General features: G+C 59.2%; 7 protein-coding genes, 4 tRNA genes and 2 pseudogenes. 7 read left to right on the top strand and 6 right to left on the bottom strand.

Features of this window, described 5'->3' with window-relative positions:
- The 4 genes and pseudogenes from JFT80_RS18520 to JFT80_RS18535 form a co-directional block, all read right to left on the bottom strand.
- Positions 1-1026, bottom strand: a pseudogene (locus tag JFT80_RS18520) (sigma-54-dependent transcriptional regulator); the annotation flags it as partial.
- Positions 1023-2611: pseudogene (locus JFT80_RS18525) on the bottom strand (PAS domain-containing sensor histidine kinase). The pseudogenes JFT80_RS18525 and JFT80_RS18520, both read right to left, overlap by 4 nt.
- Positions 2601-2834: a PP0621 family protein gene (locus JFT80_RS18530; RefSeq protein ID WP_201148849.1), complete on the bottom strand. Its 234-nt coding sequence runs from the start codon at positions 2832-2834 to the stop codon at positions 2601-2603. Before JFT80_RS18530 ends, JFT80_RS18525 begins: the two are co-directional and overlap by 11 nt.
- A gap of 136 nt (positions 2835-2970) precedes the next feature.
- Positions 2971-3984 (bottom strand): outer membrane protein assembly factor BamD, encoded by a 1014-nt coding sequence (locus tag JFT80_RS18535; RefSeq protein WP_201148850.1) that lies wholly within the window; start codon positions 3982-3984, stop codon positions 2971-2973.
- Positions 3985-4135: 151 nt separating this feature from the next.
- Here JFT80_RS18535 and rluD point away from each other — a divergent pair, with 151 nt between their 5' ends.
- The 7 genes from rluD to JFT80_RS18570 all read left to right on the top strand — a co-directional run bounded on the left by rluD (position 4136) and on the right by JFT80_RS18570 (position 9223).
- On the top strand, positions 4136-5098 hold the full coding sequence (gene rluD, locus JFT80_RS18540) for a 23S rRNA pseudouridine(1911/1915/1917) synthase RluD (RefSeq protein ID WP_201148851.1): 963 nt from the start codon (positions 4136-4138) through the stop codon (positions 5096-5098).
- Entirely contained in the window at positions 5095-5817 is a 723-nt protein-coding gene (pgeF, locus tag JFT80_RS18545; protein WP_201148852.1) for a peptidoglycan editing factor PgeF, read from the top strand. The genes rluD and pgeF overlap by 4 nt, the downstream gene beginning before the upstream one ends.
- A gap of 130 nt (positions 5818-5947) precedes the next feature.
- The gene (clpB, locus tag JFT80_RS18550; RefSeq protein WP_201148853.1) at positions 5948-8512 is read left to right on the top strand and encodes an ATP-dependent chaperone ClpB; all 2565 of its coding nucleotides are present in this window, start codon (positions 5948-5950) and stop codon (positions 8510-8512) included.
- Positions 8513-8809: 297 nt separating this feature from the next.
- A tRNA-Asn gene (locus JFT80_RS18555) sits at positions 8810-8885 on the top strand.
- A 9-nt stretch (positions 8886-8894) separates the two neighbouring features.
- A tRNA-Pro gene (locus JFT80_RS18560) sits at positions 8895-8971 on the top strand.
- A gap of 5 nt (positions 8972-8976) precedes the next feature.
- A tRNA-Lys gene (locus tag JFT80_RS18565) sits at positions 8977-9052 on the top strand.
- A gap of 94 nt (positions 9053-9146) precedes the next feature.
- Positions 9147-9223, top strand: a tRNA-Pro gene (locus JFT80_RS18570).
- A gap of 133 nt (positions 9224-9356) precedes the next feature.
- Here JFT80_RS18570 and JFT80_RS18575 read toward each other — a convergent pair.
- Positions 9357-9746, bottom strand: coding sequence for an EF-hand domain-containing protein (locus JFT80_RS18575; RefSeq protein ID WP_201148854.1), 390 nt, complete (start codon positions 9744-9746; stop codon positions 9357-9359).
- A gap of 325 nt (positions 9747-10071) precedes the next feature.
- Positions 10072-10984, bottom strand: a 913-nt coding sequence (locus JFT80_RS18580) for an NAD(P)/FAD-dependent oxidoreductase (protein ID WP_201148855.1), incomplete at its 5' end; no start/stop codon positions are given.

The following is a 10984-nucleotide window of genomic DNA, read 5'->3' on the forward strand; positions in this document are numbered from 1 at the left end:
GCGCGTGGGGGTGGAGTTTCACCGCTGGCTCGCCGCTGTTGCTGGCCAGTCGCTTGAGCATATGGCTCGCCAGGGATTCGATGTCGTCACGACGTTCGCGCAGCGCTGGCACCCGCAATTCGATCACGTTGAGGCGGTAATACAGGTCCTGGCGAAAGCGTTCAGCGGCAACTTCGGCGTCGAGGTCCTTGTGGGTGGCGCAGAGAATTCGCACATCCACCACGGTTTCCTGTTGTCCGCCGACGCTGCGCACGGCTTTCTCCTGAATCGCCCGCAGCAGCTTGACCTGCATGGCCAACGGCAAGTCAGCCACTTCGTCGAGAAACAGGGTGCCGCCATTGGCGGCCTGGAACAGTCGGGTTTATCGTCGATGGCGCCACTGAAACTGCCTTTGCGATGCCCGAAAAACTCGCTTTCCATCAACTCGGACGGAATCGCCCCGCAGTTCACCGGAACGAATGGCTGGTTGGCGCGCGGACCTTGTTCGTGGATCAGTCGAGCGACCAGTTCCTTGCCACTGCCGGATTCACCGCTGATGTACACCGGGGCCTGGCTGCGTGCCAGTTTGTCGATGTGCTTGCGCAGGTTGCGCATGGGCAGGGACTCACCCAGCAACCGGCGCTCGATTGAAATCGCGGTGCCACCCACGGGTGACAGGCGCAGCGCGGTGGTGACCAGCTCACGCAGACGGGTCAGGTCGACCGGCTTGGTCAGGAAGTCGAAAGCACCGGCCTTGAGCGCGTTGATGGCCGTTTCCAGGCTGCCATACGCCGTGATCATGGCCACTGGCAGCTGTGGATAACGTTGCTGGATGTATTGCACCAGCTCCAGCCCCGTGCCGTCCGGCAGGCGCATGTCGGTCAGGCACAGTGCGAAGGTTTCGCGCTGCAACAGTGCCTCGGCTTCACCCCGATTGCGTGCGCTGAAAGTATCGAGTTTCATCCGTCCCAGGGTAATTTCCAGGAGTTCGCGGATATCCGGCTCGTCGTCGACGATGAGGATTTTTTGCCGTGGGCTCGTGTTCAACTTTGTTTCCGTCCGTGAGCAAAGGTGATGCGAAAGCAGCCGCCGCCTTGGCGTGGTTTGAAGTCTAGGCGCGCCTGGTTGCTTTCGCACAGCTCACGGGACAGATAAAGCCCCAGGCCTGTGCCTTGGGGGCTCGTGGTGAAGAAAGGTTCGAACAGATGAGCCTGGGCTGGCGCCGGGACCCCAGGGCCGTTGTCGCGGACCTCCAGGGTCGGCAGCTGACTGTGCGGGTCCAGGAACAACTCCAGCCAGACCTGCGCCTGGGCATTTATCTGGGCGCTGTGGCGCCAGGCATTGCGCAACAAATTGTCGAGAATCTGGGTCAGTTGATTGGGATCCATCAAGGTCCTGAAGTCTCCCGGTGCGATGCTCAGATGAAGCTGCCGGGTTTCTGTCGCGGCCTCGCGGGCTTCAGCGACAAACTGCTCAAGCCAAGGCTTCAGATCGAGCCGCTGGGGCACTGTTTGTTGGCGCCGGGACAATTGCAGGACGTTTTCGATGACCCGGTTCATCCGCTGGGAGTGATCTTGAATGATCTGCGTCAGACGCCGATCGGCGCTGTTCAGTTCCTCCGATTCCTGTAATAGCTGGGCGGCGTGACTGATGGCGCCCAGTGGATTGCGAATTTCATGGGAGATGCTCGCGGTAAGACGCCCCAGCGCGACAAGTTTGAGTCGCTGGGCCTGTTGGGCGATCTGCGCCAGGTCTTCAAGGAATATAAGGGTCTGCTGCCTTGGACTTCGCTCAAGGGCAATGAAACTGGGCTGCAGCTCCAGGCCATTGCTGTCGATTCTCAGGCTCTGGGGACGCAATGTCGGGTTGTTCAGCCATAGTTGCAGGCGTTCGACCAGTTCTGGAAAGTCCTGGTCGAGCGAGCGCCCTTCAAGCGCGCCATGGTCCAGAAGTTTCAGCGCGCTGTGGTTGGCCAGTTGAATGCGTCGTAAATCGTCGACCACCAGAATACCGGTACGCATGCGCTGCAGAATCAGCGAGTTCAGAGCCTCAAGCCCCACCACTTCGCTGGCGCGCTGTTCGGCCAGGGTCTCGCTGACCTCCAGGCGCCGGATCAGGCCTTGAACCAGCAATGCTGCCGCAAAGCAAAGCGCCCCCAGCGTGCCGACCTGCAAGTAATCGTTGGGGCTGGTGGGTTGGCTGAAACTCAGCAGGAAGCCCGACCCTACGACGCCGAGCGCGCCGATGGCGGCGATCAGCAGGCCGATGCGGCGTCGCAACAGGGTATTGCTGATGGCCACCGAGACAATCAACAGGTTGCCGATCGCACTGTGCACGCCACCGGCGGCATAGAACAGCGCGCACAACAGCAACACGTCGACCAGTGCCAGGGTGAGAAGCTGGCCAGGGCGCCGGGTGTTCTCAGGAACACTACCAGCAGAATGTTCAATACCAGGTACAGCCAGCTGCCACTGCGCAGCAGCTCGCCATTGGCGAGCGAAAGCAGCTGGCTGTCCATGTTGCTGGAAATCAGCAGCACCAGAGTGATGCCGACGCTCAGGCGGTAGAGATGATAGAGACGCAGCAGTCGCTGGGCTTGTTTGTGGCCGGGACGGGTGGTCTCAGCGGTCACTGGAGCCCGGGCCTTGCTCGAGGTGAGCCTGGCTGCAATACCATTGCTGTTGAAGGCTCAAGGCTCGCTCCCGGGGCAGGTGCACGCCGCAATGGGCGCAACGAACCATGGGGGCCGCTTCCCGCTCGGCAGGCGAGCGAGGCGCTGCCGCCTGGCCCTTGAATTTACGCCAGAGCCACACCGCGGCGAAAATGACGGCGATCCAGAACAATAAACGAAGCATGATGAGCGGCTTTTCGACTGATGATCCGGCAGTTTAGCCAAGGACCCGACAAGCGCACAGCGATATAACGCTGCGAGACGCTTCTCCACTGCAGGAGCGAGCTTGAGCTTGCTCGCCCCTGCAGCGTCTGCAGATATCAGTCGAACACGCCGAAGGTCATGTAGCTGAACCACGAACGGTCGCTGGTGGACTCAGGCTCCGGTTCTTCGATCACGTCGCCGTTTTCGTCTTTAGGCTTGAGATCGTTCGGGATCGCGTCTTTCGCGTCCTGGAACTGCTTCTGTACGTCCTGGTTGGCGCGGGTTTCGCCCGGCGGCAGCGGTGGACGCGACTCGATCAGACCCAAAGTCGCCTTGCTCAGGAACGAACGGTTGTCGGCTTCGGCAACCCGTGGCACGAACTGACCGTCTTCCAGGCTCGGGTGATTCGGGTAGTTGAGCTTCAGGGTTTCCAGGCTGGTGTTGGCCAGCTCGTCCAGGTGCAGACGCTGATAGGCTTCAGTCATCACCGCCAGGCCGTCGCCGACCGATGGGGTTTCCTGGAAGTTTTCCACTACATAGCGACCACGGTTGGCGGCAGCAACGTAGGCCTGACGGGTCAGGTAGTAGTCGGCCACGTGGATTTCGTAGGCCGCCAGCAGGTTGCGCAGATAAATCATGCGCTGCTTGGCGTCCGGCGCGTAGCGGCTGTTCGGGTAGCGGCTGGTCAGCTGAGCGAACTCGTTGTACGAGTCGCGCGCGGCGCCCGGGTCACGCTTGGTCATGTCCAGCGGCAGGAAGCGCGCCAGCAGGCCGACGTCCTGGTCGAAAGAGGTCAGACCTTTAAGGTAGTACGCGTAATCCACGTTCGGGTGCTGCGGATGCAAACGAATAAAACGCTCGGCGGCGGACTTTGCAGCTTCCGGCTCGGCGTTTTTATAGTTGGCGTAGATCAGCTCCAGCTGTGCCTGATCGGCGTAGCGACCGAACGGATAACGCGACTCCAGCGCCTTCAGCTTGGCTGTGGCGGCGGTGTAGCTATTGTTGTCCAGATCGTGCTGAGCCTGCTGGTACAGCTCGGCCTCGCTCAGGTTTTCGTCAACGACTTCCTTCGATGAGCAAGCAGCGGTCAATGCGAGGATGGCGATCAGCAGCAGGTGTTTCACTTGCATGGCGGCTTGCGTCCCTATGACGGCCGCTGTCTTGGGCGGGGCCGTCCTGTTATGATGAGCGCCCCGTTGAAAAGCCTCGGGGCAAAAGACGCCGTATTTAACCACAAGCGCGCAGCCGAAACCAAAAGCTGTGCCGACGCACAGTCAGAGCATGTCCGATAAAATTGAACTTCGCGCAGAGGTGCCGTCCGAATTGGGCGGCCAACGCCTCGATCAAGTCGCTGCCCAACTCTTCGCTGAGCACTCACGCTCGCGCCTTTCCGCCTGGATCAAAGAAGGTCGCCTGACTGTGGACGGGGCGGTCATCCGCCCTCGCGACATCGTGCACGGCGGTGCCATCCTTGAGCTGACTGCCGAGCAGGAAGCCCAGGGCGAGTGGATCGCCCAGGACATCGAGCTCGACATCGTCTATGAAGACGACGACATTCTGGTGATCAACAAGCCTGCGGGCCTGGTGGTGCACCCGGCTGCCGGTCACGCTGATGGCACCTTGCTCAACGCCTTGTTGCACCACGTGCCGGACATCATCAATGTCCCGCGCGCCGGTATCGTGCATCGTCTGGACAAAGACACCACCGGTCTGATGGTGGTGGCCAAGACCATTCAGGCGCAGACAAAGCTTGTTACTCAATTGCAGAGTCGCAGCGTCAGCCGCATCTATGAGTGCATCGTGATTGGTGTGGTCACCGCCGGTGGCAAGATCAACGCGCCGATCGGTCGCCACGGCCAGCAGCGCCAGCGCATGGCGGTGATGGAAGGCGGCAAGCCTGCAGTCAGCCACTATCGCGTGCTGGAGCGCTTCCGTTCCCACACCCACGTTCGGGTGAAACTGGAAACCGGTCGTACTCACCAGATTCGCGTACACATGTCGCACATCAACTTCCCGTTGGTCGGCGACCCGGCGTACGGCGGTCGTTTCCGCATTCCGCCGGCAGCGAACCTGAACATGGTCGAAACCCTCAAGAACTTCCCGCGTCAGGCCCTGCACGCGCGTTTCCTTGAACTGGATCATCCGACGACCGGTGTGCGCATGAGCTGGGAATCACCGCTGCCAGAAGATTTCGTCTGGCTGCTGACCCTGCTCAAACAGGATCGCGAGGCATTCATCGGATGAACTGGCTGACGCCGGACTGGCCTGCGCCGGCCAGCGTCAAAGCCTGCGTCACCACCCGCGAGGGCGGTGTCAGCGAGGCGCCGTTCGACAGCCTCAATCTGGGCGATCATGTTGATGATCGTCCTGAGGCTGTCGCCGAGAACCGTCGGCGTCTGACTGATCACTTCTCTATACAGCCTGCCTGGTTGCAGCAAGTGCACGGGATTGCCGTGGCGCATGCTGATCCGGGCATTGTTGCGACCGCTGACGCCAGTTGGACCGCTACGCCCGGCATTGCCTGTGCGGCGATGACGGCCGATTGCTTGCCAGCGTTGTTCTGCGACCGTGCCGGCACCCGCGTGGCGGCGGCTCATGCCGGTTGGCGTGGTCTGGCGGCGGGTGTACTGGAAGCGACGCTCGACACGCTGGATGTTCCGGCGCAAGACGTGCTTGTCTGGCTCGGCCCTGCCATTGGCCCGCAAGCCTTCGAAGTCGGCCCGGAAGTTCGGGAAGTCTTCATCAATCAATTGCCGGAAGCGGCCACAGCTTTCGTGCCGAGCCACAATGCCGGCAAGTTCATGGCTGACATCTATACGCTGGCGCGCCTGCGTCTGGCTGAACGTGGTGTCACCGCTGTTTATGGTGGCGGTTTCTGCACCGTGACCGATCCACGCTTCTTCTCCTATCGCCGTGCCTCGCGCACTGGTCGCTTCGCCTCCCTTATCTGGCTCACCCGCTAGACTTGCCTGACCTGAATCAACCCTCTGACGCTTGAATCTTGCAGAATCGACCGCATCTATAGCGGTATCTGGCAGGTTTCTTTATTCAGGATGGTTTTTAGGTCCGGCCTGCTCAAAAGGAAGGTGACTTATGCGAATAGACCGTTTAACCAGCAAATTACAGTTGGCCTTGTCCGACGCCCAGTCTTTGGCTGTCGGCCACGATCATCCGGCCATCGAGCCGGCGCACTTGATGCAAGCCATGCTTGAACAGCAGGGTGGTTCGATCAAACCTCTGCTGATGCAGGTGGGCTTCGACGTCAACAGCTTGCGTAAAGAGCTGACCAAAGAGCTCGACCAATTACCGAAAATCCAGAACCCGACCGGCGACGTGAATATGTCGCAGGATCTGGCGCGCCTGCTTAATCAGGCTGACCGTCTGGCGCAGCAGAAGGGCGACCAGTTCATTTCCAGTGAGCTGGTGCTGCTCGCTGCAATGGACGAGAACAGCAAGCTTGGCAAGTTGCTGCTCGGCCAGGGCGTGAGCAAAAAGGCTCTGGAGAACGCGATCAACAACCTGCGTGGCGGCGAAGCAGTTAATGACGCCAACCACGAAGAGTCGCGTCAGGCTTTGGATAAATACACCGTCGACCTGACCAAGCGCGCCGAAGACGGCAAGCTCGACCCAGTGATCGGCCGTGACGACGAAATTCGTCGCACCATTCAGGTGTTGCAACGCCGCACCAAGAACAACCCGGTGCTGATCGGTGAGCCTGGCGTGGGTAAAACCGCGATTGCCGAAGGTCTGGCCCAGCGCATCATCAACGGCGAAGTGCCGGATGGCCTCAAGGGCAAGCGTTTGCTGTCGCTGGATATGGGCGCGCTGATTGCCGGTGCCAAGTATCGCGGTGAGTTCGAAGAACGCCTGAAATCGCTGCTCAATGAGCTGTCGAAGCAGGAAGGGCAGATCATTCTGTTCATCGACGAACTGCACACCATGGTTGGCGCCGGCAAGGGCGAAGGCTCGATGGATGCTGGCAACATGCTCAAGCCGGCTCTGGCACGCGGTGAACTGCACTGCGTGGGCGCCACTACGCTCAATGAGTACCGTCAATATATAGAGAAGGACGCGGCCCTCGAGCGACGCTTCCAGAAAGTACTGGTGGATGAGCCGAGCGAAGAAGACACCATCGCGATCCTGCGCGGCCTCAAGGAACGTTACGAAGTTCACCACAGGGTGGCGATCACCGATGGCGCGATCATCGCGGCAGCCAAGCTCAGTCACCGTTACATTACCGACCGTCAGTTGCCGGACAAGGCCATCGACTTGATTGACGAGGCCGCCAGCCGCATCCGCATGGAGATCGACTCCAAGCCGGAAGTGCTCGACCGTCTGGAGCGCCGCCTGATTCAGTTGAAGGTGGAATCGCAGGCGCTGAAGAAAGAAAGCGACGAAGCGGCGATGAAACGTCTGGAGAAACTCCAGGAGGAAATCGTCCGTCTTGAGCGTGAGTATTCGGATCTGGAAGAAATCTGGAACTCGGAAAAAGCCGAGGTGCAGGGTTCTGCACAGATTCAGCAGAAGATCGAACAGTCGCGTCAGGAGCTGGAAGCGGCTCGTCGTAAAGGCGATCTGAATCGCATGGCCGAGTTGCAGTACGGGGTGATCCCGGATCTGGAACGCAGCCTGCAAATGGTCGATCAGCACGGCAAGAGCGAAAACCAGTTGCTGCGCAGCAAGGTGACGGAAGAAGAGATCGCAGAAGTCGTGTCGAAATGGACCGGCATCCCTGTGTCGAAAATGCTCGAAGGCGAGCGCGACAAGCTGATGAAGATGGAAAGCCTGTTGCACAAACGGGTGATCGGCCAGGAAGAAGCCGTGGTCGCCGTGGCCAACGCCGTACGGCGTTCGCGTGCCGGGTTGTCCGACCCGAATCGTCCGAGCGGCTCGTTCATGTTCCTCGGCCCGACCGGTGTCGGTAAAACCGAGCTGTGCAAGGCCCTGGCCGAATTCCTCTTTGATACAGAAGAGGCGATGGTGCGGATCGACATGTCCGAGTTCATGGAAAAACATTCCGTGGCACGGCTGATCGGTGCGCCACCGGGATACGTCGGTTACGAAGAGGGCGGTTACCTGACCGAGGCTGTGCGTCGCAAGCCTTATTCGGTGATCCTGCTGGACGAAGTCGAGAAGGCGCACCCGGATGTGTTCAACATCCTGCTGCAAGTGCTTGAGGATGGTCGCTTGACCGACAGCCATGGCCGCACGGTGGATTTCCGCAATACCGTGATCGTGATGACCTCGAACCTCGGTTCTGTGCAGATCCAGGAACTGGTCGGTGATCGTGAGGCGCAGCGTGCTGCGGTGATGGATGCGCTGACGTCGCACTTCCGTCCGGAGTTCATCAACCGGGTCGACGAAGTGGTGATCTTCGAGCCTCTGGCGCGTGATCAGATCGCGGGCATTACCGAGATCCAGTTGGGTCGTCTGCGTACTCGTCTGGCTGAGCGTGAACTGAAGCTGGAACTGAGTCCGGAAGCAATGGACAAGCTGATCGCGGTTGGTTACGACCCGGTGTATGGCGCACGTCCTCTGAAACGGGCGATCCAGCGCTGGATCGAAAACCCGTTGGCGCAATTGATCCTTTCGGGTCATTTCATGCCAGGCGACACGGCAACCGGCGTGGTCGAGAACGACGAAATCGTTTTCAACTAAGTCGAAACGCCAATGAAAATTGGCAGGCCCCACATTGTGGGGCCTTTTTTTTCGTTAGGCTGTTGAACTCAAAGGAAAAGGCTTGTAAAGTGCGCCCCGCAGTCAGTCGCCAAGACGGTCTCAGCTCACTGAGTTGAAATCTGAAATAAGTTGCAAATCATTAACTTGAAAGCAATTTAGGGGGTTGACAGAGGTGTTCTAGGTTGTAGAATAGCGCGCCTCAGACACACGAACGCAGCGATGCGAACGAGAGTCTAAGAGCTGTAAGTTTCACCGTTGTAAATTGAAATATGTAGTTCCGTGATAGCTCAGTCGGTAGAGCAAATGACTGTTAATCATTGGGTCCCAGGTTCGAGTCCTGGTCACGGAGCCAATTTCAAGCCGGGGTATAGCGCAGTCCGGTAGCGCGCCTGCTTTGGGAGCAGGATGTCAGGAGTTCGAATCCCCTTACCCCGACCATTTTTGGGTCGTTAGCTCAGTTGGTAGAGCAGTTGGCTTTTAACCAATTGGTCGTAGGTTCGAATCCCACACGACCCACCATTTTTGAAACCAGTTAACGCTGGAATCGAATCTTAAGATCAGAGGCCAAAAGCGCTGATCGAAGAAGGCGACTGAAAGGTCGCCTTTTTTTTACCGGGGTATAGCGCAGTCCGGTAGCGCGCCTGCTTTGGGAGCAGGATGTCAGGAGTTCGAATCCCCTTACCCCGACCATATTAAAAATCCTCGTATCGAAAGATACGGGGATTTTTTTTGTCTGCTGATAATTGCCGGGCAAAAAGCGCCTGCAAAAAAGGCCCCGCTTTTCGCTGGCGAGAAGCCGGGCGCAGGTTCGATGCTTCAGGACTCAGCTGTTGTCCTTGAGATGCTCGAACAATCCCTTGGGCATTTTCTTGCCATTGGCTTCGTAGTTGGCCTTAACGTTATCAAAGGCTTCCTGCTCGTCGATCTGGCCGTCATGGTTGGTGTCGATCTTGTCGAAATCAGCCTTGGGGGCCACTTTCAGGAATTCCGCACGGGACACTTTGCCGTCCCCATCGGTATCAGTCTGGGCCATGGACTCATCACCGCATTTGCCTTCGCCACATTTGCCTTCCGGGGTTTTCACCACCTGGTCAGCCGAGGCCAGCAAATAGCCCTGGGCCAGGGGCTGGGAGGCAAACACGGAGCCAGACAACGCCATGCCACCGGCCAGAACCGCGCCGAGCAAGCCAAAGGTGTTAGCAGTACGGGACATTTCAATTCTCCTGGGTTGCACGACACAACCGCTCGTTAAAGAGTCTGATCACCGGAGCAGGCAGGATGCCTTGCCCGGGTGTGGCCATTTAGCGGGTTGGGTGTATCGCTACTGTGTCGTGCAAGGGGGAGTTTGTATGCGAAGGGGCTGAATCGGGGAGGGGGATACAATGGGACACGGAAGTTTTCGCAGGTTTTACCGAGGCACCTGTATCGCGGGCAAGCCACGCTCCCACAAGTTGAGTGTCGAACCCGGATTCCAGGGTCGACACAATAACCAGTGGGAGCGGGCTTGCTCCCGATCAGGCCCTGACGGGACCGAATACTTAATGCAGTTTCAGGCGTGGCTCGGTGCCGCGGCCGATCTTGCTGCCCAGCATCAGCATCGCAGTACGAAACGCGCCGTACAGCGCCATCTGGTGCATGCGATACAGCGACACATAGAACATCCGCGCCAGCCAGCCTTCCAGCATCACGCTACCGGTCAGGTTGCCCATCAGGTTACCCACAGCCGAGAAACGCGACAGCGAGATCAGCGAACCGTAGTCGGTGTATTTGTACTCCGGCAAAGTCTTGCCTTCGATGCGCAGTTTCAGCGATTTGGCCAGCAACGACGCCTGTTGGTGCGCGGCTTGGGCACGCGGCGGTACGTTGCGATCGGTGCCCGGTTGCGGGCAGGCGGCGCAGTCACCGAAAGCGAAGATGTTTTCATCGCGGGTGGTTTGCAACGTCGGCAACACTTGCAGTTGATTGATGCGGTTGGTTTCCAGACCGTCGATGTCCTTGAGGAAACCCGGTGCCCGAATACCTGCGGCCCAGACTTTCAGACTGGCCTTGATCTCGTTACCGTCGGCGGTGATCAGGCTGTCGGCCGTCACTTCGCTGACCGAAGCGTTGGTCATCACGTTGACGCCGAGTTTCTCCAGGGTCTTGTGCACCGGGCCGCTGATGCGTTCCGGCAGGGCTGGCAAGACGCGTGGCCCGGCTTCGATCAGGGTGATGTGCATGTTTTCCGGTTTGATCCGGTCCAGGCCGTAAGCCGCCAGTTCATGCGCGGCGTTGTGCAGCTCTGCTGCCAGCTCGACCCCGGTGGCCCCGGCGCCGACGATGGCCACGCTGATCTGCTCGACTTTGTCAGTCTGCCCGGCATGGGCTCGCAGGTAGTGATTGAGCAGTTGCTGGTGAAAGCGCTCCGCCTGTTTGCGGGTGTCGAGGAACAGGCAATGTTGCGCCGCACCC

The sequence above is a fragment of the Pseudomonas sp. TH10 genome (assembly GCF_016651255.1).
GTDB lineage: Bacteria > Pseudomonadota > Gammaproteobacteria > Pseudomonadales > Pseudomonadaceae > Aquipseudomonas.

What these genes read in the sequence shown, in the direction of transcription:
- JFT80_RS18530 (WP_201148849.1), bottom strand. Translation starts at nt 2,834, where the DNA reads ATGCTTCGTTTATTGTTCTGGATCGCCGTCATTTTCGCCGCGGTGTGG.
- JFT80_RS18535 (WP_201148850.1), bottom strand. Translation starts at nt 3,984, where the DNA reads ATGCAAGTGAAACACCTGCTGCTGATCGCCATCCTCGCATTGACCGCT.
- rluD (WP_201148851.1), top strand. Translation starts at nt 4,136, where the DNA reads ATGTCCGATAAAATTGAACTTCGCGCAGAGGTGCCGTCCGAATTGGGC.
- pgeF (WP_201148852.1), top strand. Translation starts at nt 5,095, where the DNA reads ATGAACTGGCTGACGCCGGACTGGCCTGCGCCGGCCAGCGTCAAAGCC.
- clpB (WP_201148853.1), top strand. Translation starts at nt 5,948, where the DNA reads ATGCGAATAGACCGTTTAACCAGCAAATTACAGTTGGCCTTGTCCGAC.
- JFT80_RS18575 (WP_201148854.1), bottom strand. Translation starts at nt 9,746, where the DNA reads ATGTCCCGTACTGCTAACACCTTTGGCTTGCTCGGCGCGGTTCTGGCC.